Annotated in this window: 24 protein-coding genes and 1 other RNA gene; 11 read left to right on the forward strand and 14 right to left on the reverse strand. The window is 59.0% G+C overall.

All coding sequences use genetic code 11. The annotated features are described in order from the left end of the window. Window positions 1-20: 20 nt before the first annotated feature. From ruvB to ruvC, 3 genes are all read right to left on the reverse strand, one after another. On the reverse strand, window positions 21-1,061 hold the full coding sequence (gene ruvB / locus PL640_RS10555) for a Holliday junction branch migration DNA helicase RuvB (RefSeq protein ID WP_271361805.1): 1,041 nt from the start codon (window positions 1,059-1,061) through the stop codon (window positions 21-23). A 128-nt stretch (window positions 1,062-1,189) separates the two neighbouring features. Continuing rightward, on the reverse strand, window positions 1,190-1,807 hold the full coding sequence (gene ruvA / locus PL640_RS10560) for a Holliday junction branch migration protein RuvA (RefSeq protein ID WP_046799902.1): 618 nt from the start codon (window positions 1,805-1,807) through the stop codon (window positions 1,190-1,192). Between the two features lie 28 nt (window positions 1,808-1,835). Next, complete coding sequence (gene ruvC / locus PL640_RS10565; protein ID WP_003523217.1) at window positions 1,836-2,348, reverse strand: crossover junction endodeoxyribonuclease RuvC; 513 nt, start codon at window positions 2,346-2,348, stop codon at window positions 1,836-1,838. A 249-nt stretch (window positions 2,349-2,597) separates the two neighbouring features. Here ruvC and PL640_RS10570 point away from each other — a divergent pair, with 249 nt between their 5' ends. Together PL640_RS10570 and PL640_RS10575 are read left to right on the forward strand one after the other, a co-directional pair. Beyond that, window positions 2,598-4,907, forward strand: a complete 2,310-nt coding sequence (locus tag PL640_RS10570) for a methyl-accepting chemotaxis protein (RefSeq protein WP_271361812.1) — start codon at window positions 2,598-2,600, stop codon at window positions 4,905-4,907. A 127-nt stretch (window positions 4,908-5,034) separates the two neighbouring features. Beyond that, the gene (locus tag PL640_RS10575) at window positions 5,035-6,036 is read left to right on the forward strand and encodes an LLM class flavin-dependent oxidoreductase (RefSeq protein ID WP_142841536.1); all 1,002 of its coding nucleotides are present in this window, start codon (window positions 5,035-5,037) and stop codon (window positions 6,034-6,036) included. 57 nt (window positions 6,037-6,093) lie between these two features. Here the strand turns inward: PL640_RS10575 and PL640_RS10580 are convergent, their stop codons facing one another. Further along, window positions 6,094-6,840: a YebC/PmpR family DNA-binding transcriptional regulator gene (locus tag PL640_RS10580; RefSeq protein WP_003497595.1), complete on the reverse strand. Its 747-nt coding sequence runs from the start codon at window positions 6,838-6,840 to the stop codon at window positions 6,094-6,096. Window positions 6,841-7,039: 199 nt separating this feature from the next. Between PL640_RS10580 and PL640_RS10585 the strand changes: the two genes are divergently transcribed. Next, a complete protein-coding gene (locus PL640_RS10585) occupies window positions 7,040-7,543 on the forward strand; it encodes a pyridoxamine 5'-phosphate oxidase family protein (RefSeq protein ID WP_142841537.1) in 504 nt (167 codons plus the stop codon). A gap of 65 nt (window positions 7,544-7,608) precedes the next feature. On the opposite strand, the gene PL640_RS10590 is transcribed toward PL640_RS10585, so the two are convergent. From PL640_RS10590 to PL640_RS10620, 7 genes are all read right to left on the reverse strand, one after another. Continuing rightward, a complete protein-coding gene (locus tag PL640_RS10590; RefSeq protein WP_271361814.1) occupies window positions 7,609-8,451 on the reverse strand; it encodes an MBL fold metallo-hydrolase in 843 nt (280 codons plus the stop codon). 119 nt (window positions 8,452-8,570) lie between these two features. Further along, the gene (locus PL640_RS10595) at window positions 8,571-9,395 is read right to left on the reverse strand and encodes a TIGR00282 family metallophosphoesterase (RefSeq protein WP_269699017.1); all 825 of its coding nucleotides are present in this window, start codon (window positions 9,393-9,395) and stop codon (window positions 8,571-8,573) included. A gap of 70 nt (window positions 9,396-9,465) precedes the next feature. After that, entirely contained in the window at window positions 9,466-10,083 is a 618-nt protein-coding gene (locus PL640_RS10600) for a 5-formyltetrahydrofolate cyclo-ligase (RefSeq protein WP_271361815.1), read from the reverse strand. After that, window positions 10,083-11,345: a hemolysin family protein gene (locus tag PL640_RS10605; protein ID WP_046799910.1), complete on the reverse strand. Its 1,263-nt coding sequence runs from the start codon at window positions 11,343-11,345 to the stop codon at window positions 10,083-10,085. Before PL640_RS10605 ends, PL640_RS10600 begins: the two co-directional genes overlap by 1 nt. 230 nt (window positions 11,346-11,575) lie before the next feature. Beyond that, a non-coding RNA gene (gene ssrS, locus PL640_RS10610) (6S RNA) lies at window positions 11,576-11,734 on the reverse strand. Between the two features lie 78 nt (window positions 11,735-11,812). Further along, on the reverse strand, window positions 11,813-12,190 hold the full coding sequence (locus PL640_RS10615) for a cell division protein ZapA (protein ID WP_046799911.1): 378 nt from the start codon (window positions 12,188-12,190) through the stop codon (window positions 11,813-11,815). A 10-nt stretch (window positions 12,191-12,200) separates the two neighbouring features. After that, on the reverse strand, window positions 12,201-12,473 hold the full coding sequence (locus PL640_RS10620; RefSeq protein WP_046799912.1) for a DUF4164 domain-containing protein: 273 nt from the start codon (window positions 12,471-12,473) through the stop codon (window positions 12,201-12,203). A gap of 325 nt (window positions 12,474-12,798) precedes the next feature. Between PL640_RS10620 and tkt the strand changes: the two genes are divergently transcribed. Further along, window positions 12,799-14,781, forward strand: a complete 1,983-nt coding sequence (gene tkt / locus PL640_RS10625) for a transketolase (RefSeq protein WP_052819449.1) — start codon at window positions 12,799-12,801, stop codon at window positions 14,779-14,781. Between the two features lie 62 nt (window positions 14,782-14,843). Continuing rightward, a complete protein-coding gene (gene gap, locus PL640_RS10630) occupies window positions 14,844-15,854 on the forward strand; it encodes a type I glyceraldehyde-3-phosphate dehydrogenase (protein ID WP_269699015.1) in 1,011 nt (336 codons plus the stop codon). 192 nt (window positions 15,855-16,046) lie between these two features. Here the strand turns inward: gap and PL640_RS10635 are convergent, their stop codons facing one another. Further along, window positions 16,047-16,307 carry a hypothetical protein gene (locus tag PL640_RS10635; RefSeq protein WP_271361819.1) on the reverse strand — a complete coding sequence of 87 codons (261 nt, stop codon included), beginning with the start codon at window positions 16,305-16,307 and terminating at the stop codon, window positions 16,047-16,049. Window positions 16,308-16,728: 421 nt separating this feature from the next. Here PL640_RS10635 and PL640_RS10640 point away from each other — a divergent pair, with 421 nt between their 5' ends. The 3 genes from PL640_RS10640 to PL640_RS10650 all read left to right on the forward strand — a co-directional run bounded on the left by PL640_RS10640 (window position 16,729) and on the right by PL640_RS10650 (window position 21,081). Continuing rightward, window positions 16,729-18,594, forward strand: a complete 1,866-nt coding sequence (locus PL640_RS10640) for a potassium/proton antiporter (RefSeq protein WP_271361820.1) — start codon at window positions 16,729-16,731, stop codon at window positions 18,592-18,594. A gap of 67 nt (window positions 18,595-18,661) precedes the next feature. Continuing rightward, window positions 18,662-19,864: a phosphoglycerate kinase gene (locus tag PL640_RS10645; RefSeq protein ID WP_142841548.1), complete on the forward strand. Its 1,203-nt coding sequence runs from the start codon at window positions 18,662-18,664 to the stop codon at window positions 19,862-19,864. 191 nt (window positions 19,865-20,055) lie between these two features. Continuing rightward, window positions 20,056-21,081 (forward strand): class I fructose-bisphosphate aldolase, encoded by a 1,026-nt coding sequence (locus tag PL640_RS10650; protein WP_271361821.1) that lies wholly within the window; start codon window positions 20,056-20,058, stop codon window positions 21,079-21,081. A 56-nt stretch (window positions 21,082-21,137) separates the two neighbouring features. On the opposite strand, the gene PL640_RS10655 is transcribed toward PL640_RS10650, so the two are convergent. Beyond that, complete coding sequence (locus PL640_RS10655) at window positions 21,138-21,293, reverse strand: hypothetical protein (protein ID WP_003497629.1); 156 nt, start codon at window positions 21,291-21,293, stop codon at window positions 21,138-21,140. A gap of 136 nt (window positions 21,294-21,429) precedes the next feature. Here PL640_RS10655 and PL640_RS10660 point away from each other — a divergent pair, with 136 nt between their 5' ends. The 3 genes from PL640_RS10660 to rcdA all read left to right on the forward strand — a co-directional run bounded on the left by PL640_RS10660 (window position 21,430) and on the right by rcdA (window position 23,826). Further along, a complete protein-coding gene (locus tag PL640_RS10660; RefSeq protein ID WP_142841550.1) occupies window positions 21,430-22,719 on the forward strand; it encodes an MFS transporter in 1,290 nt (429 codons plus the stop codon). Continuing rightward, window positions 22,716-22,907 (forward strand): DUF1192 domain-containing protein, encoded by a 192-nt coding sequence (locus PL640_RS10665; RefSeq protein ID WP_142841551.1) that lies wholly within the window; start codon window positions 22,716-22,718, stop codon window positions 22,905-22,907. The genes PL640_RS10660 and PL640_RS10665 overlap by 4 nt, the downstream gene beginning before the upstream one ends. Window positions 22,908-23,310: 403 nt before the next feature. Further along, a complete protein-coding gene (gene rcdA / locus PL640_RS10670) occupies window positions 23,311-23,826 on the forward strand; it encodes a protease adaptor protein RcdA (protein WP_137087995.1) in 516 nt (171 codons plus the stop codon). A gap of 153 nt (window positions 23,827-23,979) precedes the next feature. Here rcdA and rpmE read toward each other — a convergent pair whose 3' ends face one another. Further along, complete coding sequence (gene rpmE / locus PL640_RS10675; RefSeq protein WP_003506183.1) at window positions 23,980-24,201, reverse strand: 50S ribosomal protein L31; 222 nt, start codon at window positions 24,199-24,201, stop codon at window positions 23,980-23,982. Window positions 24,202-24,358: the final 157 nt, after the last annotated feature.

Here is a 24,358-nt window from a genome sequence, read left to right on the forward strand (position 1 = left end):
GCTCGCCGGGGCTTGTTCCCTCAATCGTCTTCCAGCGTGAGCCGGAACTGCGCGGTCTCGAGATCCTTTGGCGGCTGCATGCCGAGATGTTTCCAGGCGGTTGCGGTTAAAATGCGCCCGCGTGGCGTGCGCTGGATGAAACCCTGCTGGATCATGTAGGGTTCGATAATGTCCTCGATGGCATCGCGTGGTTCCGAGAGGCCCGCGGCGATGGTTTCGATGCCGACCGGGCCGCCGCCGAAATTGACGGCAATCATGGTGAGATAACGCATATCCAGCTGGTCGAGGCCCATATTATCGACCAGGAGCCGCGTCAAAGCCTCGTCGGCAATCTCGCGGGTAACGGCTTCGGCCCGCGCCACCTCAGCAAAATCGCGCACGCGGCGCAAAAGCCGACCGGCAATGCGCGGCGTGCCCCTCGCGCGCCTTGCGATTTCCCGCGCACCGCCATCGGTCATATTGAGCCCCATCAGCCGCGCCCCGCGCCGGACGATCAGTTCCAGCTCATCGACCGTGTAGAAGGCCAGCCGGACGGGAATGCCGAAACGGTCGCGAAGCGGTGTCGTCAGCAGGCCGAGGCGGGTCGTGGCGGCAACGAGGGTGAATTTGGAAAGATCGATCTTCACCGAGCGCGCCGCCGGCCCCTCGCCGATGATGAGGTCGAGCTGGAAATCTTCCATGGCCGGGTAGAGGATTTCCTCCACCGCTGGGTTGAGGCGGTGGATTTCATCGATGAAAAGAACATCGCGCTCCTCGAGATTGGTGAGAAGTGCGGCAAGATCCCCCGCCTTGGCAATGACCGGTCCCGAGGTGGATTTGAAGTTGACGCCAAGCTCCTTGGCCATGATCTGCGCCAGCGTCGTCTTGCCGAGACCGGGCGGGCCGACGAACAGCACATGATCCAGCGCCTCGCCCCGGTTCTTGGCGGCCTCGATAAACACCTTGAGATTGGCGCGGGCCTCTGCCTGGCCGGTAAAATCGTCCAGCGACTGCGGGCGTAGCGTGGTGTCGATATCCTCACCGCGCTTTTCCGGGGTAATCAGTCTCTCCGCATCGCTCATTCAGGGCATTCCATTGTTATGGCCGAATTCATCAGGTAACCGCCGCCGCTATATCATGAGTATCGCAACAAGGCGCTTCACGAAATTCAGGATGCGCCTGGGCTACACGCCCGCTTGCCAAGCCAGTCTTACCGCGAAAGTTCCTTCAGCCCCAGCCGGATCAGCTTGGCGCTATCGCCGCCCTCCCCGCCATTCTTCAGCGCGGCGGCAACCGCATTGGCGGCCTGGTCACGCGAATAGCCGAGATTGGTGAGCGCGGAGACCGCATCGGCAACCGGCGCGGAGGCAACGCCTTCCCCAAGTTCCTGCTTGAGCCCGATGGACGCCGAAGCATCCCCAGCGAAAGCGGGCGCCTTGTTGCGAAGTTCCGTCACGAGGCGAACCGCCACTTTCGGCCCAACGCCGGGCGCACGCGAAATCATTACCTTGTCCTGAAGTGCTATGGCATTGGCGAGCTCGGAAGGCGACAGGGTGGACAAGACGGCCAGCGCCACTTTTGAGCCCACTCCCTGCACACTCTGCAGCAGGTTGAACCATTCCCGCTCCAGTGCGGAGAGGAATCCGAACAGCTTAAGCTGGTCCTCGCGCACATATGTCTCGATGAACAGCACCACCGCCTCTCCGACGGAGCCGATTTTCGACAGTGTCCGCGCCGAACAATAGGCGACGTAACAAACGCCATGCACATCCACCAGCACGTAATCCGCGCCGATTTCCTCGATGCTGCCCTTCAATTTTCCGATCATGATGCCGCCCGCTCAATGAGACCTATATTCAACCGGCCGCCAGGAGCCGTCGCATCCTGTCACCACCGCGATTATGGGCGTGGCAGATGGCGATGGCGAGCGCGTCCGCCGCATCGTTACCCTTGAATTCGGCCTTCGGCATCAGGATTTTCAGCATCATGTGAATTTGCTGCTTTTCGCCGTGCCCGACGCCGATAACCGCTTTCTTGACCGCATTCGGCGCATATTCGAAGACCGGCAATCCTGCCCGTGCCGGAACCAGCATGGCAATGCCGCGCGCCTGACCGAGTTTCAGCGTGGCCACCGCATCCTTGTTCACGAAGGTCTGCTCCACCGCCGCCTCATCGGGCTGATGGCTGTGCACGATGTCCGCCAGCCCGTCATGCAACTGGCAGAGCCGGGAGGCAAGGTCCATATCGCCATCCGACGTTACCGTGCCGGAAGCGACAAACCGCAGGCTGTTGCCGAGGGTGTCGATCACACCCCAGCCGGTGCGCCGCAGTCCGGGGTCGATGCCGATGATTCGAATCGTCTTTTGCATGAGTTACCTTATCTTTCCGGTTGCGACCCTGCCAGCGATAAGTGAACAAAACGACAACATTGATCAAATTTGCAACACAGCATTTACCTCTGCTTAAACCGCGTACCGCATTGTTCCCCCACAAAACCAAAAAAAGGGGAGCTGCGGACATGATGATCCGCAGCACAGTATTTTCGCCATATCAGCCGTCCGATGGCGCCATCCATGCATGGCGCGGGAACTGATCCGGCATTGGGGGCTGCTTCGGCCATGCTGAACCGTTTTCATTCCATATCCACCAAAGTGCTGGTGATTTTCCTGGCGCTGATGGCGGTATCCACCGGGGCTCTGACACTTCTCGGTTATCAAAGCAGCAGTGGCGTTCTCGAAGAACAGGCGTCGAAATCGATGGAGAGCATTCTCGTCTTCCGCGGCGACATGCTTCAGGAACGCCTTGAACAGCTGAAGACGCAGGCGGACTCCATCGCCAAGATCGAAGCGCTGCAAATGGCTGTTGTTTCCATGCGCAGCGGCTGGGCGACCGTACAGAAGAATTCCGGTGACGCAAAAGCGGAACTGCAGCGCGTCTTCGTCAAGGAAAATCCATTCGGCGAAAAGGAAAAGCTGATCAAGCCGGAAAACCCGAGCGGCTTTTATTATTCGACCCATGAAAAGACCCAGACGGATATCGGCGGATATCTGCAGGGAACGCCGTTCAGCGACGTCCTTTTCATCGATCCGGCCGGCACGGTCTATTACTCTTATCTGAAGGGAACGGCCTTTGCGGAAACCGTGACCGGCGGCGTCTGGACGGAAAGTGGTCTTGGCGCGGCATTTGCGCGCGGTGCCGCGAATGCCGAGAAAGCCGTCAACGACATTGCGCAGACCAGTTTCTCCGGCCTGCGCATAGACACGGCAACAAAAGAGGCCGGTATTTATTTCGGCGTCCCGGTCGTCAAATTCGGTGCCTTCAAGGGCATCGTCCTCTTCCGTGTCAAGGAAGAGGTGTTCAGCCAGATACTCGCAAAGGGCATCGCGGCCGGCAGTTCCGAACAATCGGCAATCATTTCGGCGGACGGCAAAGTTCTGGGCGCACAGGGCGAAAAGCTCATCGGTCTTGACCCGGCAATCTACGGTTTCCATGGACAGGCGCTGAACGCCGCCGGCATGACGATTGCCAAGATCGACCGCCCGGATGGCGAGGCCAATGCCTATGCCCGCCCCTTCTCCTTTGCAGGTGAAAAATATCTCGCCGTCGAAAGCATGTTACGCAGCGAACTGAATGCGGGTTCCATCTCGATTGCCGGCACACTTGCCGTGATCGGCCTTTGCGTTCTGGCCGCCATGTGTGCGGCAACGGCCTTTTTCGCACGGCGCCTGTTCGCCCCGCTGGAAAAGCTCGCCGGGCTGACTGGCGAAGTCGCGGCAGGTCGTCTCGATATGGAGATCGGCAATCAGGACCGGAAGGACGAGATCGGCCGCATGGCGCGGGCGCTCGGCAGTTTCCGTGAAAAGCTTATTCTGCAGCGGGAGATGGAAGAGACCGCATCGCGCACCCGGGAGGAAGCCGAAACCGCCCGCCGCGCGCATCTTGCCGAGCGCGAAGCCGAAGCCGGAACCCTGCAGATGGTCGTGCAGTCTCTGGACGAAGGTTTGGACCGGCTGGCGAATGGCAATCTTGCCTATCGTATCGACACCGTATTCCCCGAGGATCTCGAAAGCCTGCGCCACAACTTCAATACGGCGCTTGCCCGGCTCAGCGAGACCATGCAGGCCATCGGCGGCAATTCCACCGCCGTTCGGGGCGGTTCCGAAGAAATGCGGGTGGGTGCCGACCAGCTGGCGGAACGCACCGAGCGGCAGGCGGCCTCCATTACCGAGACGGCAAGCGCCATCAAGGCCATCACCGAGGCCGTCCGCGATCAGATCGAACGTGCCGAACAGGCAACACGGATCGCCCATGACGCGAGCACGGAGGCGACAGCATCCAGCCGCGTGATGGAGCAGACCATCGCCGCCATGGAGGCGATCCAGACCTCATCGCGCCAGATCAACCAGATCATTGGCGTCATCGATGAAATCGCTTTCCAGACCAACCTTCTTGCTTTGAATGCGGGTGTGGAAGCCGCCCGTGCGGGCGACGCCGGCAGGGGGTTTGCGGTTGTGGCGCAGGAAGTGCGTGAACTGGCGCAACGTTCGGCCGCTGCCGCCAAGGAAATCTCCAGCCTGCTGAAACGCTCCACCGACGAGGTTTCCGCAGGTGTTGTCTTAGTCGAAAAGGCGGGCGCTTCACTCAACGGCATCGGCAAGCATGTGCAGACCATCAGCTCCCGCATCGAGGAGATCATGGAATCGACCCGCGAGGAAGCGCAAACGCTTGCAGAAATCAATGGCACCGTCACCAGCCTCGACACCATGACGCAGCAAAATGCCGCCATGGTGGAGGAAACGACGGCCGCCATACATAACCTTGCCTCCGAAGCAGGCGAGATGGACGGCAGGCTCGGACAATTTGTGCTGGCCACTGACGGGCAAGCAGCGGCACACGGCAAAGCCCCTCAATTCCGGCGGGCCGGCTGAATATGGGGGCCTCTTCGGAGGCCCCAATTTTTTTGAACCATCCATCAATTCTATGCGACTTCTATGGTAAATCGGGACACGCGCCTTACATCCGCAGCAAAGATTTGAATTTACGCAGGAGCGTCGGATGATCCCCTTTTCCATTCTCGACCTTTCGCCCATCGGCGAAGGCGAGAGCGTCAGCGCGGCGCTTGAAAATTCCCGCCGCATGGCAATCAAGGCCGAAGACCATGGCTATAACCGCATCTGGCTGGCGGAACACCATGGCATGCCGGGCATTGCCAGCGCCGCGACATCACTCGTCATCGCCCATGTGGGGGCGGCCACGAAACATATCCGTGTCGGCTCCGGCGGCATCATGCTACCCAACCATTCCCCTCTCGTCATTGCCGAACAGTTCGGCACGCTAGCGGCACTGCTGCCCGGCCGGGTCGATCTCGGACTTGGCCGCGCGCCCGGAACCGACATGCGCACGGCACGGGCGCTGCGCCGCAATCTCGATGCCGGTGCGGAAAACTTCCCGCAGGACATCATCGAGTTGCAGCGTTACCTCGGCCCGCCGCAGCAGGATCAGGCGATCCTTGCCGTGCCGGGCATGAATTCCAACGTGCCGCTCTGGCTGCTCGGCTCCAGCACCTATAGCGCGCATCTCGCCGCGGCACTTGGCCTGCCCTATTCCTTCGCATCGCATTTTGCCCCCGACATGCTGATGGAGGCGATCCATATCTATCGTGAGCGCTTCCAGCCCTCGGAGGTGCTGGACAAGCCCTATGTGATGGTGGGTGTGATGGGTGTCGGCGCCGAGACGGATGAGGAGGCACAGCATCTCTTCACCTCGTCACAGCAGCAATTCGTCAATCTGCGCCGCAATGTCCGCACTCCGTTCCCGAAGCCGGTGCACAGCATGGATGATTACTGGAACGAGATGGAACGCTTCTCGGTGGAACACACATTGCGTTTCGCCGCAGTCGGCTCGCCGGAAACGATCGAGCGCCATCTCGGTGGTTTCCTTGCCGAAACGCAGGCAGACGAACTGATCGTATCGATGCCGATCCATGACATCGAAAAACGGCTGCGTTCCGTGGAAATTTTCGCCGATGTGCGGAGTTCCATCAGGAAGGCCGCCTGAATAAAAAAGCCCCGGAGCGATATCGCTGCCGGGGCTTTTCTTTAAGAACATGAAACGTCAGGCGGAAAGCTTGGCGAGAATTTCTTCGGAAACCTCGAAGTTGGAATAGACGCTCTGCACGTCGTCATCGTCTTCGAGATTGTCGATGAGCTTCATCAGCGACTGCGCCTTTTCTTCATCCACCGGCACCGTGTTCTGCGGCTTCCAGATGGCCTTGACGCTTTCGGCCTCGCCAAGCACGCCTTCCAACGCCTTGGAAACCTCGTTCATCGCTTCGAAACCGCAGATGATGGTGTGGCCGTCTTCGGAGGATTCGACATCGTCAGCGCCGGCTTCGATGGCCGCTTCCATGACCTTGTCGGCATCGCCCACTTCCGCCTTATAGGTGATTTCGCCAACGCGGTCGAAGGAGAAGGAGACCGAGCCGGTTTCACCGAGTGCGCCACCAGCCTTGGTGAAGATGGAGCGTACGTTGGAGGCGGTGCGGTTGCGGTTGTCGGTCAGGGCCTCGACGACGACGGCGACGCCACCCGGGCCGTAACCCTCGTAACGGACTTCATCGTAGTTTTCACTGTCAGCACCGGAAGCTTTCTTGATCGCGCGCTCGATATTGTCCTTCGGCATGGACTGGGCCTTGGCGTTCTGGATTGCCAGACGCAGGCGTGCGTTCATGTTCGGGTCGGGCATGCCCGCCTTTGCCGCAACGGTGATTTCACGCGCAAGCTTGGAAAACATTTTGGACCGTACGGAGTCCTGCTTGCCCTTGCGGTGCATGATGTTCTTGAACTGTGAATGACCAGCCATGGAAAACCTGATTGTCTTAATTTGGAGATTGCGGGCCTTATAAGTGCGATACGCCCGCCATTCAACCCCGCAAGCGCTTTCTCTTCCGTGAACAATAGAAGGAACTGATTTATCCGCTTCTCGTTTTGATCATGAACGCGGCACATGAGGGCTTGGATTTCTCTCCGTCGCAGCAAAACAGACCGGAAGGAGAAAACATATGGTCAGCCTGACTGAAGCAAGAGAAGCCCCGGCCCGCCAGCTCTGGGACGAAATCAATTCCGTCCATGCCGGCATGCTCGGTCTGGAAGGACTGCACAACCACATGCAGCCCATGGCGCCTCATGCTGACCCGAAAACCAACACCATCTGGTTTTTCTCCAAAAAAGACACCGATCTCGTAAAATCGCTGAAGTCAGGCTCGCGTGCGCATTTCTGCCTCGTCGGCAAGGACCATGATTATCACGCCTGCCTCTCCGGCATTCTGGAAGCGCGTGACGACAGGGCGAAGATCGACGAATACTGGAATTCCGTCACCGCCGCCTGGTTCGAACATGGCAAGGCCGACCCGCTGCTGACGATGCTGGCACTTCACGTCGATGATGCCGATATCTGGGCGTCAACCGACAGCACGCTGAAATTCGGCTGGGAAATCGCCAAGGCCAACATGTCGGATGACAAGACACCTGACGTCGGTGTCCGCCAGCACCTCACCTTCGCCTGATACCTTTGCCTGGGTTCTAGCTCCTGATTTTCCGGGCTCCCCCGGCCTTCCTCGCCCACCGCCTGCTACATGCCTTTCGGCACCAGTATCTGCGGTTGGCGGGGAAGGTTTCTCATTGAAACGCGGATCACCGGATCGGCGGCATAAGCAATCTGGAAACTTTCGCCGAACATCGTCAGAAACTGTTCGAGCGGCGGCCCGGTGCGGTGCATCGGCAGGATAAGCGCGGAGCGCAGGCGTTTCACCACCCGGCTCATGCTGTCGGCCCCCATGGTCAGGCCGCCATCCACCGGCACCATCAACACATCCAGACGGCCTATTTCGGCATAATGCGTGTCCGTCAATTCATGATGCAGGTGGCCGAGATGGCCTATACACAGCCCTGCAATTTCGAAAATGAAGATGGAATTACCGTTTTCCTGGAAGGATTCGTAGTCACCCCAGCGGTTGCGGATATCGGTCGCGACATTGCGGATATAGACATCTCCCACCAGAACCCTGTGTTCGGCCTTTTCTCCCGGCGTATCACTCCATCCATGCAGCACGTGTTGAATCGCCGGATCCGGGTTCAGGGTGAAATGGGTCGAATGCGCCCTATTCATCGTCACCACCGTCGGGGTGACGGGCGGGCGATAGACGCCATTATAGTCGGTGGCGATCGTCACCCCACCGGGGCTTTCGATAAGATAGGTGGAATGGCCGATGAAACTGATCTTCACCTCTTCCCGGGAAGCGGCCTGGGCAAGCTGAACGCCGAGTGGATTGAAACTGGCGAACATTACACCGGGAATATTGCGGGCAATCGCCTGGCACTGGCTGACGGGCGGGCGACTTTCCGTCTGGGCGAAGGTCGCTCCCGCGCCGGTGAGCAATCCCGTTATTGCAAGCATTAGCACACGCAGCATCATGCCACTCCCCTGAACTTGCGAAGGGCAGAGGATGAGACAGGTTTTGCAAGCCGTCCAGTTGCAAGAGCGGCGAGAATGCTCACAATCTCGTCATTGTGAGCATTCTCGCCGAAGGAAGGTTAGACCCAGAAAGACGGAAGGGTTTCGGCAAGCCGCGGTCCGATGCGCAGCGGCGCAATCTTTTCAGCCAGTCCGGTGCGGTCGGAAATCTCGACACCGACGCCGCAGATGGTCGCAGGCCCGCTTGCCGCCTCGAAGCGCCCCTTCGGCATCTTGGAGATGAAGCGGTTGATCGGCTCTTCCTTCTCCATGCCGAGCGAGCTGTCATAATCACCACACATGCCGGCATCCGACATATAGGCGGTGCCGCCATTGAGGATTTGCGCATCCGCCGTCGGAACATGCGTATGGGTGCCAACGACGAAACTTGCGCGGCCGTCAACGAAATGGCCAAAGCACTGTTTTTCGCTGGTCGCCTCGGCATGAAAATCGAAAATGATGGCGTCAGCCTGCTCTTTCAGCGGGCAGGCGGCAAGAATAGCCTCGGCCGACTTGAAGGGGTCATCAAGTTCCGGATGCATGAACACCCGGCCCATAATGTTGGCGACGAGGATACGTGCGCCGTTACGGGCGTAAAAAATGCCTGAGCCCTTGCCAGGCGTACCATCGGGATAATTGGCGGGCCGCAGGAACTGGTCATGGCGCTCGCAGAAGGAAACCGCCTCCTTCTGGTCCCAGACATGGTTGCCTGTCGTTACCACATCGGCGCCGGCATTGATGGTCTCGAGATAGATATCCTCGGTGATGCCGAAACCGCCGGCGGCGTTTTCACCATTGACGATGACGAAATCGAGCTTCAGATCGGAAATCAGTCCCGGCAACCTGTCCCAGACCGCCGTGCGTCCGGTCTTGCCCACCATATCACCGAGAAAAAGAAGTCTCATTCACCGCCCCGTTTTGCGTATGTTCTTTGGATTGCGTCCCTCTAGCGGGTAATCCGTATTTTAAAAAGTGCTAAAGCGCCTTTTGCCCCTGATCAGGCATCGACCGCCGTTCGGAAAACCAGCGCAGGCCGCTCTCCGTCAGAATTGCATCAAGCGGCACGTCATGCGGCTCCGCCGGCACCGACGATACTTCCTGACAATCAAAGGCGACACCGATGAGAACGGGGCTCCGGCCCTTGCCATGCAATCGTGCAATAGCGCGGTCATAGTGGCCCGCGCCATAACCGATACGCTGACCCTGCCCGTCGAAAACAGACAGCGGCACGAGCAGAATATCCGGATCGAGAATCGCCGCATCCTCCCCCGGGCCGGTCGTGCCGAAGCCGGTCTTCACCAGTGTGGTATCCGCGTCGAAGGCGCGGAAAACGATGGTTTCGCGGTCCAGTACGACGGGAAGCACAAGACGCCCTCCCCTTGCCCGCAGCGCCTCCATCAGCGGCCGGATATCGGCCTCGGAACGGATCGGCATGAAACCGGAAATGATCGCGCCCGGCGCAAAGGAGATGGCGGAGGCACCCAGGGCGGTCAGCGTCTGGCTCTTTTCCTGCCGCTCGGCCTGCGTCAGCGCATCGCGCGCGGCAAGCCTTTCGCCGCGCAGTCTTGCTTTTTCGGCAATGTCGCCAGACATCAGGCGGCCCGGCTCACAAGCACCTTGTCGATACGATGGCCGTCGAGGTCGATGACTTCGAAACGCCAGCCGTTGCGGGTAATGTGCTCGCCCAGTTCCGGCAGACGACGGAACTCATCCAGCACCAGACCGGCAACGGTCTCGAACTCGGCGTCCTCGTCGATCTGGAACCCCATGCGGTAAGCGAATTCATCGGCCGGCATCCAGCCGGCGACAAGGAACGATCCGTCCTCGCGCTCGACCATTGCCGGCTCCTCGTCGTTATCTTCCTGGAACGCGCCGGTGATGGCCTCCAGAACGTCGCCGGAACTGACGATACCTTCGAAATGGCCGTATTCGTCATAGACCAGAACCATATGCACGGTCGAACGGCGCAATGACTGGATGACATCCACCGCGCTCGTCAGGTCCGAGACGACAGGAACTTCGCGCAGGAGCTCGCGCACATCCAGCTCCTTGCCGGAGGCCAGCGCATCAAAGGCGTCCTTGGCGAAAAGCACGCCGAGAATTTCATCGGAAGCGCCGTTGCGCACCGGCAGGCGCGAACGCTGGGTGCCCCGAAGCTGCTCGCGGATTTCTTCCGCGCTGTCTTCGATATCGACCACTTCCACGTCACGGCGCGGCGTCATCAGGCCACGCGCATTGCGGTCGGCAAGACGCATGACGCTGGTGATCATCGCCGATTCCTCGGTTTCGATCACGCCGGCGCTATGGGCCTCGGCCAGAACCGTGCGGATTTCGTCGTCGGTCACCGAGGCGTTGGACTCGCCGCTATGGCCAAGAAGGGCAAGAACGGCCTTGCCCGACTTGTCGAGCAGCCATACCAGCGGCGCGCCGACCCGCGACAGCATCACCATGGTTGGCGCGACGCGGGCGGCAACCTTTTCGGGATCGCGCAGCGCGATCTGCTTGGGCACCAGCTCGCCGACGATCAGCGACAGATAGGTAATGGCGACAACCACCGAACCGACACCGATCGCATCGGCGGCACGATCGGGAACGCCCTGTTCCAGAAGCCATGCGGTGAACCGGGCGCCGAGTGTGGCGCCGGAAAACGCACCGGACAGAACGCCGACCAGCGTGATGCCGATCTGCACCGTGGAAAGGAAGCGTCCGGGATTTTCGGAAAGGCCGAGCGCCATCGTGGCGCCTCTGCTGCCTTGCGCGGCAAGCACCTTGAGCCTCGCCGGTCTGGAGGAGACAACGGCAAGCTCGGACATGGCAAGCACACCGTTCAATACGGTGAGCAGGACCACGATCATAATTTCAGTAAACAAGTTTAGCTCTTTGGGCTGTTGAACGGCACGTCGCGGTTTTGGCCGCAGCGCCCTTTTTATAAAAGGGCATGACAGACATACCAATCCGGATAATAGGGAATTGTTCCGCCATTGCAATGACGGCACTATAAAAAAGCCGTTCCCGGCAGTAGTTAAAAATAACTGTCGACGATAAAATAATCAGGTGAAGAACCGGGGTTGACCCGAAACTTCAAGCGCGATCCACGGCGACCGATGGAGATTTACGATCCTGGGTGCCTACAAAAGTAGGTGGGCACCGTGTGTCCAGCCCCACGGGACTGGCCAGGGACAGCTCCCTTTGGATCGAGTATGGCCCCAGGGATTGTGGTTCCTGTCGGGAAGCGCAGAACGCATCCAAGATATAGGACGGATCGGGGAAAACCGCCAGAGGGGCGGTGCGAAATTTTGCCGCCTCAGAACTCTTCAGCCAATCAATGCGCCGCGGGCTTCGGCCGGGCCAGCAGTTTGTCGGTTATTCCGTTGAGGCGATCGGCCAGATCGCCGATGGCAAGCGCCACCATCTCGTCCGATTTCGCCTTGTGCTCGGCCATGCCGTCGCGGTTGCGGGACAGGGAGGTGACTTCGCCTTCCAGCTTCTCGAGCTTGCGGTTGATTTCGGAAAGCTCGTCCATCACCATGATGCCGGCCATGACGGTGAGCCTGAGATCGCCGATTTCACCGAACTGGCTCTTGAGGTGCCCGACATAACGATCAAAGCGCGTGGCAAGGTCGGTCAGGTGATCTTCCTGCCCCGCCTCGCACGCCATGCGATAGGCCTTGCCGTCGATCATAACAGTGACTTGCGCCATGAAACCGCTCCTATCGATCCAGCACCGCGCGGATCGTTTCCATCGCCGTCACCAGACGGCGGGAAACCTCGCGGTTGACTTCTTCAAGACGGTTGGCGCGAAACTCGGCCTGGTCCAGCTCCTGCGCCAGTCTGGCGCGGTCGACATGGACCCGTTTGACCTCATTATCGATCTCGCCCGTCTCCCTTTGCCGCTCGATACGCATATCGATGGCATTTTCGAGATTTGTGATGGCAGCATTCAGCTCCGTCAGCGCAGATTGTACGGTCTTCTCAGCCGACATCGTTTTTTCCAACTCGCACGCCACCGGGCGAATCGTCCGGTTTCAGGCCTTTTCAACAATCACGAGGTTATTACCCGATTTATCATCCCGTCAATCAAACCAGTGCATTGAGGCGTTTTGCTCTGTGGATGAACGAAGGGATGTCGGCCCATATCGCACGAATTTTGTCAGGACACCCGGTTTTCTAAACGATTTTTTCTCCCGCAGCGAACCGCAAACGCCCGTGGATTTATTGACTTGCCGGCCTCACCTGCTATGGATCAACCCGCTTTTTGGATAGTTGCGTAAAACTATCTCCTTTCACCCGGAAACAGACGGAAAAGCCATGATTTCTCGCGACAAACACAACCGGATGGCAAATGCGATCCGCTTTCTTGCCATGGATGCAGTGGAGAAGGCCAATTCAGGCCATCCCGGTCTGCCGATGGGCGCAGCTGATGTCGCCACCGTTCTCTTCACCCGTTACCTGAAATTCGATCCCAAGGCGCCGCTTTGGGCGGATCGTGACCGCTTCGTGCTGTCGGCGGGCCATGGTTCGATGCTTCTTTACTCGCTGCTCTATTTGACGGGCTACGAGGACATGACGATCGACGAGATCAAGCGCTTCCGTCAGTTCGGTTCCAAGACCGCCGGCCACCCCGAATATGGCCATGCGACCGGCATCGAAACCACCACCGGCCCGCTCGGCCAGGGCATCGCCAACGCCGTCGGCATGGCGATCGCTGAGCGCAAGCTGGAAGAGGAATTCGGTTCCGACCTGCAGAGCCACTTCACCTATGTGCTGTGCGGCGACGGCTGCCTCATGGAAGGCATCAGCCACGAAGCCATCGCGCTTGCCGGCCACCTGAAGCTCAACAAGCTCGTTCTGTTCTGGGATGACAACAACATCACCATCGACGGTGAAGTTGGCCTTTCCGACAGCACCGACCAGATTGCCCGCTTCCAGGCCGTTCACTGGAACACCATCCGCGTTGATGGTCATGATCCGGACGCGATTGCTGCCGCCATCGAAGCGGCGCAGAAATCCGACCGCCCAACCTTCATCGCCTGCAAGACCGTGATCGGTTTTGGCGCGCCCAACAAGCAGGGCACCCACAAGGTGCACGGCAACCCGCTCGGCGCCGAAGAAATCGCCGCTGCGCGCAAGAGCCTCAACTGGGAAGCCGAAGCTTTCGTCATTCCGGAAGACGTGCTCGATGCATGGCGCCTCGCCGGCCTGCGCTCCACCAAGACCCGTCAGGACTGGGAAGCCCGCCTCGAAGCCGCGGAAGCCGGCAAGAAGGCCGAATTCAAGCGTCGTTTCGCCGGCGACCTGCCCGGCAATTTCGACAGCTCCATCGATGCCTTCAAGAAGAAGATCATCGAAAACAACCCGACGGTTGCCACTCGCAAGGCCTCGGAAGACGCGCTCGAAGTCATCAACGGCATCCTGCCGGAAATGGTCGGCGGTTCGGCTGACCTGACGCCGTCCAACAACACCAAGACCAGCCAGATGAAGTCCATCACGCCGAGCGACTTCTCCGGCCGTTACCTGCATTACGGTATCCGCGAGCACGGCATGGCAGCGGCGATGAACGGTATCGCCCTGCATGGCGGTCTCATCCCCTATGCCGGCGGCTTCCTGATCTTCTCCGACTATTGCCGTCCGTCGATCCGTCTTGCTGCGCTCATGGGCATCCGCGTCGTCCACGTTCTGACGCATGATTCCATCGGCGTCGGCGAAGACGGCCCGACCCACCAGCCGGTCGAGCAGATCGCCGCCCTTCGCGCCATTCCTAACCTTCTCGTCTTCCGCCCGGCGGATGAAACCGAGACGGCGGAATGCTGGCAGCTGGCTCTAGAGCAGAAGCATCGTCCGTCTGCTCTGGCGCTTACCCGCCAGAATCTCGCGCCTTCGCGCAAGGAATATGAAGAAAAGAACCTCTCCGCTTATGGCGCTTACGAGCTCGTATCGGCAAGCGACGCGAAGGTTTCGATCTTCGCCTCCGGTTCGGAAGTCGAAGTAGCGCTGAAAGCCGCTGCAACGCTGAAGGACAACGGCATTTCGGCCCGCGTCGTCTCCGTTCCCTGCTTCGAACTCTTCAAGGAACAGCCGGAAACCTATCGCAATGCCATCATCGGCAAGGCGCCGGTGAAGATCGCGGTGGAAGCCGCCATCCGCCAGGGCTGGGATTATTTCATCGGCTCCGACGGCGCTTTCGTTGGCATGCATTCCTTCGGTGCGTCCGCACCGGCGAAGGATCTCTTCAAGCACTTCGGCATCACGGCGGAAGCCGTTGTCGCCGCAGTCGAGGCAAAACTCGCGTGAGGGCCCCAAGCCCTCACCATTCAAGCAAAGACCAAGCCCATATCTTGATCGGGAGACTGTAAATGACTGTAAAAGTTGCCATTAACGGCTTCGGCCGCATCGGCCGCAATGTTCTGCGCGCCATCGTCGAATCCGGCCGCACCGATATCGAAGTCGTTGCCATCAACGACCTCGGCCCGGTTGAAACCAACGCGCACCTGCTGCGCTACGATTCGATCCACGGCAAGTTCCCGGCTGACGTGAAGGTCGAAGGCGACACCATCATCGTTGGTGGCGGCAAGCCGATCAAGGTAACGGCCGTTCGTGATCCGGCAACGCTGCCGCACAAGGAACTGGGCGTCGATATCGCGCTCGAATGCACGGGCATCTTCACCGCCCGCGACAAGGCGGCTGCCCACCTGACCGCCGGCGCAAAGCGCGTCATCGTGTCTGCTCCGGCTGATGGCGCTGATCTCACCGTCGTTTTCGGCGTCAATGACGACCAGCTGACCAAGGACCATCTGGTCATTTCCAACGCATCCTGCACCACCAACTGCCTCGTGCCGGTTGTGAAGGTTCTCGATGACGTCGTTGGCATCGACCATGGTTTCATGACCACGATCCACTCCTACACGGGCGACCAGCCGACGCTGGACACCATGCACAAGGATCTGTACCGCGCCCGCGCCGCAGCCCTGTCCATGATCCCGACCTCGACCGGTGCAGCCAAGGCCGTTGGCCTCGTTCTGCCGCACCTCAAGGGCAAGCTGGACGGCACGTCCATCCGCGTTCCGACCCCGAACGTTTCGGTTGTCGACTTCAAGTTCATCGCCAAGCGCGACACGACGGTTGAAGAAGTCAACGAAGCGATCAAGTCCGCTTCCAACGGCAAGCTGAAGGGCATTCTCGGCTATACCGAAGAGCCGCTGGTTTCCCGCGACTTCAACCATGACAGCCATTCGTCGATCTTCGCGATCGACCAGACCAAGGTCATGGAAGGCCGGTTCGTGCGCGTTCTGTCCTGGTACGACAATGAGTGGGGCTTCTCCAACCGCATGTCGGACACGGCCGTCGCCTTCGCGAAGACCATCTGAGCATAAATCGCTCCATCAAAAGACCGGCAGGAGCAATCCTCCCGGTTTTTGTTTGCCGAAAAAAAGCCGGCGGGATTGAGGGATCCCGCCGGCGCCGATCCTGAAGCAAGGCGGGGACGCTTCGGATCGAAAACGGTCGCCGGCCGAAAAACTGGCCGTTCCCCAATACGACGGATGAGACAATCGCATCCGTCATCTTTTATTGTTGATGATGACCGGGCCACGGTCGCCGGCATTGCTCCAGATCGTATCGAAAGTCTGCTGCCGCAGTTCGCTTTGCTGCATCGAAAGCTTCATCATGCAGTCTGCAAAATCACGCGAACCTTCAGGGTAACCAAATACCCGACAGCGTTCGCGTTGGGCGGCCATGTTTTCAGCTGTCTGCTCAGTGCTGGAGCAACCCGAAATAATCGAGCCTGCCGCCACTAATATAATGATGGATATTCGTTTCATCCGATCGCTCCGGTAATGATGAAAAGCAATTCGGAGGTGACAACTAGCGCAGCTGGATTATCGCTATGTTACGTGAAAACACGGCTGACGAATCTATTTCGGCAATCTGCCTATTCATCCCAAGCAAAAGCTCCCGACGCAGAACAGACGTTGCTTCAAGCGGCGCACCTTCGCTCGCTCGCCGAAAAAATTCCCATTTCCTGCCTTTGTCTGGTCCATTTTGAGACCGACAAGAAACACAGGGACAACGGTCGTGCGCAATGCACTTCGGCCCTGCCGTATCATTCGATACACCCCGCCTTGCGTCGCCTTTCAACGCCATCGACTGAAGCGCTGACAGACCGCAACCCGTGGCGCATTGGCTGCAGACGCGCAGAGCATTCATTGCGGCGGCCAACGCGGTTTGAATGAGGCGGTGGACGTGGAATCATTTTATCTTCTGTTGCTGGTGGCAACTGTTCTGGTTCTCGTCGCAGCCTTTTCCAGCCTCATCGCCTTCCGGTTCGGCGCGCCGCTGCTGCTGCTCTTTCTGATGATCGGCCTTGCCGCGGGCGTGGATGGCCTCGGCATCGAATTCACCAACAATCCGCTCGCCTATATGCTCGGCTCGCTTGTGCTTGCCGTCATCCTTTTCGATTCCGGTTTTGGCACGTCGATACAATCCTTCCGGCTTTCGGCAGCACCCGCCGTCGCACTCGCCACAGTCGGCGTCATCCTTACTTCCGTGTTTTTCGCCGGAGCGGCCGCACTGCTGCTCGGGCTTTCCTGGCTGGAGGGACTGTTGCTCGGCGCCATCGTCGCCTCCACGGATGCGGCGGCCGTATTCTTCCTGCTGCGCATCGGTGGCATTCACATCCGCGATCAGGTGCGCTCAACGCTGGAAGTGGAGTCCGGCACCAACGATCCCATGGCCATATTTCTGACCGTCGCTCTGGTCGAAATCATTGCCAAGGGTCAGGGGCTGGCAGGCATAGACAGCGGTTTCCTGCTACTGTTCATCGAAGAAATGGGCCTTGGGGTGATTTTCGGCCTGCTCGGCGGCCTCATGATAGCTACGGTGGTCAATCGCTTCGCAGCCGACCGCGGGTTGGCACCAATCTTCGTGCTGGCGCTGGCGCTGCTGGTCTTTTCCTTCACCGGGGCAATCGGCGGCAGCGGCTTTCTCGCCGTCTACGTGGCGGGTATCGTTGCCGGCAACCGCAGGATTTTCGCCAAGGAGACCATACGGCGTTTCCATGAAGGGCTGACCTGGCTTGCGCAGATCATCATGTTCCTGATGCTCGGCCTTCTCGCCACGCCGTCGCAATTTCCGGCAATCGCCATCCCGGCCGTGCTGCTGGCACTTTTCCTGATCTTCGTCGCCCGCCCGCTCGCGGTGTGGCTCAGCCTCATGCCCTTCAGCTATACCCAGCAGGAAACATCCTTCGTGGCATGGGTCGGCCTGCGTGGCGCGGTTTCCATCCTGCTTGCCATCATGCCCATTCTTGGCGGGCTGGATGATGCGCAGATCTATTTCAACGCCGCCTTCATCATCGTTCTGGTATCGCTCCTGGTGCAGGGCTGGACGATCAAGCCGGTGGCGACAAGGCTCGGGCTAATCGTGCCGCCGCGCATGGGCGACGTCGACAAGCTGGAAGTCGACCTTCCCGGCACCGCCAATCACGAACTGATCTCCTACCGTGTCGCCAAGGGCAGCGCCATCATGCAGGGCGAGCGCATTCCACGCTGGGCGATGCCTTCGCTGGTGGTGCGCGACGGCAAGTCGATCCGTTACCAATATGCCGGCCGGCTGCGGGAAAACGACCTCGTCTATCTTTTCATTGCACCCGGTTACTCGCGGCTGATCGACCGGCTGTTCGCCAGCGCCCTGCCGGTTGCCGATGACGATGCCGATTTCTTCGGCACCTTCCTTATCTCCCCCGCCCGACCGGCCAAGGAGCTGGATGCGGCCTATGGTCCCGGCCTGATTTCTCAGGCCGAACAGGCGATGAGCATTGCGGAATTGATCGAGGCGCGCCTTTCCGGAAAAGCCGATTATGCCGACCGCGTCCGCCTCGGCTCCATTGTCCTCATCGTCCGGACGCTGGACGAACATGAGGCCATCACCGGCATCGGTATCTCACTGGAACCAGTCGAGCCGGCAACCAGCCTGCCGATCTTCATCAGCTTCGGCGAGATCATCCGCCGGGTGCGCGACCACCTGGCGCAACGGCGTCAATCGCGCTCCGGCAACGCCATCGAAGACACTGCCGCACCTTCGAACGTCGTGAGAGAAAATGAGGGCTAACCGGCTTGCGTCGGCAATCAGGCATAGTATGGTCCGTGCCGAACTCGCAACAAATCAGGATCGACCCATGCCCGCTTTCAAGACCATCGACGACCTTAACGACATTGCCGGAAAGCGCGTTCTCGTCCGCGTTGATCTCAACGTGCCGGTTGCGGATGGCAAAGTAACGGATGCGACCCGTATCGAGCGGGTTGCACCGACCATTCTGGAACTGTCCGGCAAGGGCGCGAAAGTCATCCTGCTTGCCCATTTCGGCCGGCCGAAGGGCGAACCGGTGGCCGACATGTCGCTGTCGCAGATCGTCCCCACCGTCGAGGAAGTGCTGGATCACGCCGTTTCCTTCGCGACCGATTGCATTGGCGCGCCGGCAGCGGACGCGGTCGCGAAGATGAACGATGGCGATATCCTGCTTCTGGAAAACACCCGCTTCCACAAGGGCGAAGAAAAGAACGATCCGGCATTCGTCGAGGCACTGGCCGCCAATGGCGATATCTATGTGAACGACGCCTTCTCCGCCGCTCACCGCGCCCATGCCTCCACCGAGGGCCTGGCGCGCCACCTGCCCGCCTATGCCGGCCGCACGATGCAGGCCGAGCTTGAGGCGCTGGAAAAGGGCCTTGGCCAGCCGGTCCGTCCGGTGGTCGCCATCGTCGGCGGCGCCAAGGTGTCGAGCAAGATCGATCTCCTGATGAACCTCGTCAAGAAGGTCGATGCGCTCGTCATCGGCGGTGGCATGGCCAACACCTTCCTTGCCGCCCGCGGTGCGCAGGTCGGTAAATCGCTGTGCGAACACGATCTGGCGGAAACCGCAAAACAGATCATGATCGAGGCCGCGACATCCGGCTGCGCGATCGTCCTGCCGGAAGATGGCGTGGTGGCCCGCGAGTTCAAGGCCGGTGCGGCCAATGAAACGGTCGATATCAACGCCATCCCCGCTGACGCCATGGTTCTCGATGTCGGGCCAAAATCGGTTGAAAGCATCAAGGCCTGGATTTCCCGCGCGGAAACACTCGTCTGGAATGGCCCGCTCGGCGCCTTTGAAATCGAGCCTTTCGATGCGGCGACCGTTGCAGCGGCAAAACACGCCGCCGAATGCACGAAATCGGGCAAACTCGTTTCCGTCGCCGGTGGCGGCGATACAGTCGCGGCACTCAACCATGCCGGTGTTTCCGACGATTTCACCTATATCTCGACGGCAGGCGGCGCCTTCCTCGAATGGATGGAAGGCAAGGAATTGCCGGGCGTTGCCATCCTGACCGCTGCCAAGTAAACTCATTTCACTTGCCTGACACGAGGCCGGACAAGCCCTGCTTGCCCGGCCTTGTTTTTTGGTAAGTGCACATGGGAGGAAAAGTTTCAAACGATTGAAATCATTTCAATCGTTTCAATGAGTTAGCGTGCCATTTCCCTGCCCTGGAACTTCTGTTATCGGGAATTTATTGTGCCTTGGGAGAATAGCAAATGACCGAACGTCTCGAAGACATTGCAATCAAAATGGTCGCCGACGGCAAGGGCCTGCTCGCCGCCGACGAATCCACAGGAACGATCAAAAAGCGTTTCGACAGCATTAATCTGGAGTCCACCGAGACCGCCCGCCGCGACTATCGCGAGATGCTGTTCCGCTCCGACGACGCCATGAAGAAATACATCTCAGGCGTCATCCTTTACGAAGAAACCCTGTTCCAGAAGGCTGCCGATGGCACGCCTTTCGTTGACATCATCAAGGCCGCCGGCAGCCTGCCGGGCATCAAGGTGGATATCGGTGCAAAGCCGATGGCCTTCCACCCGCATGAATTCATCACCGAAGGCCTCGACGGTCTTTACGAGCGTCTGCGCAAGTACCATGAGGCCGGCGCCCGTTTCGCCAAGTGGCGTGGCGTCATCACCATCGGTGAGCAGCGTCCGAGCTGGGGTTCGATCAAGGCTAACTCCCAGTCGCTCGCCCGTTACGCCGCTCTCTGCCAGCAGGCGGAGATCGTCCCGATCGTGGAGCCTGAAGTGCTGATGGACGGCGAACCCGGCACGCACGACATCGATCGCTGTGCGGAAGTCACGCAATGGGTCCTCCAGACCGTGTTCGCGGATCTGTTCGACGCCCGCGTCAACCTTGAAGGCATGATCCTCAAGCCGAACATGATCATCGACGGCAAGAAGGCCCGCAAGGCTTCGGTCGAGGAAGTGGCGGAAAAGACCGTCAAGGTTCTGAAGGCCACCGTGCCTTCCGCCGTCCCGGGCATCGCCTTCCTTTCCGGCGGCCAGTCCTCCGAAGAAGCGACCGCGCATCTCTCCGCCATGAATTCCGGTTACGACCTGCCCTGGTCGCTGACCTATTCGTATGGCCGCGCGCTCCAGGACACCGCACTCAAGACTTGGGGCGGCAAACAGGAGAATGTCGCTGCCGGCCAGCGCGCCTTCACGCACCGCGCCGCCATGAACAGCCTTGCCGCCAAGGGCAACTGGAAACTGGAACTCGAAAAGGCCGCATAAGGCCATTCGACAGGCAGTCAGAACAATCAAAGCCGCCCCGCTGGGCGGCTTTTTCTTTACGGGCGCAGCAGAAGCGTCGCCGACCAGATGACAAAGGCGGCCACCGCTATCTTCCAGCAATCGCCTCTTTTCTTAAGGCCCGGCAGACCCAAAGGCCGGATGATCTGGACCACCATCGCCAGCAGTAAAAAAAGCCCGATCGCCTTTGTCATTTATTGAGCCTTTTCTTTATTTCTGCATCGTCACAGGCTGGACATTTTTACCGTTCACCAGAAGAGTGCAACTCATTCGGGTAATCCCGTTCTATGGCCTGTCCGACCGTCCGTCCGAACGCATGAGAGTGTCTTCATGAGCAGAAATCTTCTACCCGTATTCGCTCTTTTATCCAGCACTCTGTTTCTTTTTCTCGGGAACGGCCTTCAGGGCCTCGTGCTGCCGGTTCGCGGTTCGGCGGAAGGTTACTCCAATGAAATCCTGGGCTTTCTCGGCACCTCCTGGGCGGCCGGCTTCGTCATCGGCTGCTTCGTGGCGCCCGCCATCGTTCGCCGTGCAGGCCATGTGAGGGCCTTCGGCTCCTTCGTCGCGCTGATCTGCCTGACGGTGCTGATGACCGGCCTGATCGTCGATGATGTCTGGTGGATTGCCCTGCGCGCACTTACCGGCTTCTGCACCGCCGGCACCTCGATGATCATCGAAAGCTGGCTTAACGAGCGCGCCACCAATGAGAGCCGCGGCATGATCTTTTCGCTCTATATCGCCATAACGCTGCTCGGCGTCGTGGCGGGGCAGATGATCGTGCCGATGGGCGACATCAGCAATACCTCGCTGTTCATGATCTGCGGCATCATCTATTGCATCGCCATTCTGCCAGCCACGCTTTCCAAGGCGGCGAGCCCCCAACCCTTGCAGAAGGTCAGTCTGGATTTACCGGCGCTCTACCGCAATTCACCGGTCTCTTTCGTCGGCATTTTGATGATCGGCATCGCCAACGGCGCTTATGGTACACTTGGCGCTGTTTTCGGCGCACGGGCCGGTCTTGACCCGACCATGATCGCCATCATGGTCTCCGTCACCATTTTCGTTGGCGCGCTGGCGCAGTTTCCGGCGGGTCGCCTCTCGGACCGGATAGATCGCCGTTACGTACTGGCCGGGTTGGCCGGGCTCGGCGCGGTCGCGGGCCTTGCCGTCGCGGCGGTACAACCACATGATGTCTATGTACTGATTGCCATGATCGCCGTTTATGGTGCCGCTGCCAACGCGCTCTATCCCATTGCCGTGGCCCACGCCAACGACTATGCCGCCTCGGAAGACTTCGTGAAGGTCTCCGGCGGGTTGCTGCTGCTTTACGGTATCGGCACCATTATCGGCCCGACACTCGGCGGCGCGGTCATGACCTATTCCGGTCCCTATGCCCTGTTTCTGGTCACGGCCGTGGCCCACGTGCTGATCACAGCATATGCCATCATCAGAAGCCGTCAGCGCGCCGCCCTTTCAACCGACGAGAAAGACAATTTCTCGACGATGATGCCAACCACACCTTCACCGCTTGTTACGCCGGAAAGTATTGCGCTTGACCCGCGCGCGCCGCAATATTCCGAAGACGATGGCGACTATGTGGAAAAAGGAGCAGGCATATGAGCCTCTTTGACGATGACCGCCCGCAAAAACCCGTGGCGCATGAGATCGGCAGCGATCTCAGCCTTCTTTCAGTCGATGAGCTGAGTAGCCGTATCGATCTTCTGCAGGCCGAAATCACCCGGCTGGAGGAGGAGAGGACCCGAAAATCCGCCGGCCGACTGGCGGCGGAAAACCTCTTCCGATCCTGACAGAAATTCAAGAAAAACCCGCAGGCAACGCTCTTCGGCAGCAAGCTGCAGCGTTGATGGTAAACGGGAATGAATATTCTGGCGCAGTCTTTCGTTTACCATTAACCAAAAATTAAGCTTTCTGAGAGATTACTATACATGTCCAGTTCTTCTGGACCTCAGGCATCTTCTCCATACGGCGAATTGGTCTGATTTTTCTCCCTGTTTTACCTTGAGAGCCGCTTTCGCGGCTCTTTTTTTACCGCGCACCGTTTTCGGTAAAACTGTGGGTATTAACCCTTCTTTAATAATTGCCTTGCGCATTTCGGGTAAAGATACCATCCTGAAAACACTAAAAGGCCGGAACAAAACATCCGAGTCTTCGTTGCCTGACAGTGTGGTGCGTGAGCAGGGATTTAAAGAAATGTCGGAACAGGTTTTAAATACCATAAGCTTTGCGGGGCGCGCTGCTGCTTCCAACCAGTTCAAAACCCTCTATACTGAGGGCATGACTTTGGTTGAGGAAACGGCAAGCTATCTCGATGGCGCCGGCCGCGTTGCCTCGAAGGTTCTGCCACGCATGGCATCGGTCCTTTACGCAGCAGAATCGATGCGCCTCACCACTCGCCTGATGCAGATGGCCTCCTGGCTGCTTTTGCAGCGCGCCGTCAACAATGGCGAAATGACGCGGGACCAGGTTCTGAGCGAAAAGAGCAAGGTGCGTCTCGACAGCTTCAATGTCGACCGAAATGCGCCCGGCTGGAACGACCTGCCGGAATCTTTCCGTGACCTCATCGAACGGTCGTTGCGTCTCCAGAACCGCATCGCCCTTCTCGACCGCGAAATATACCGTCCGTCCGAAGCCACCAAGGTGCCGGACAACGAAAACAGCGTGCAGGCGCAGCTCAATCTCCTGCGCACGGCTTTCTCCATCAACTGAGAAAAGACGACCTTATCCGGACAATTTGAAAAGCAGGCTCATCGGCCTGCTTTTTTGTTTTGGTATTATGTCGAGTGAATGCCGCCACCAAAACAGGGCAACAAAAAAGCCCGGCAAAACCGGGCTTTTTTAAACGATCCGTCCGCAAGTGGATCAGAGGCCGAGGCCGCCGAAACGCTTGTTGAACTTGGAAACACGACCACCGCGGTCCATAAGCTGCTGGTTGCCGCCCGTCCATGCCGGATGGGACTTGGGGTCGATTTCAAGGTTCATGACAGCGCCTTCCGAACCCCAGGTGGAGCGGGTTTCGTATTCGGTGCCATCGGTCATGACCACCTTGATCGTGTGGTAAGCGGGATGGATATCAGCCTTCATGACAATCTTCCTGGTTAAGTGACGTGCGGTCCATTGCCGCAATTGCGTCAATTGAGCCATTTCAATAAATGAAGCCATAGACCAGATGGGCTATGGCTTCCCAATTCGATGCGGAGCCTATACATGAAGGTCGCCGAGATAACAAGAGCCTGCCATA

This window comes from Agrobacterium sp. ST15.16.024 (genome assembly GCF_027956545.1).
GTDB classification, from domain to species: Bacteria; Pseudomonadota; Alphaproteobacteria; order Rhizobiales; family Rhizobiaceae; genus Agrobacterium; species Agrobacterium cucumeris.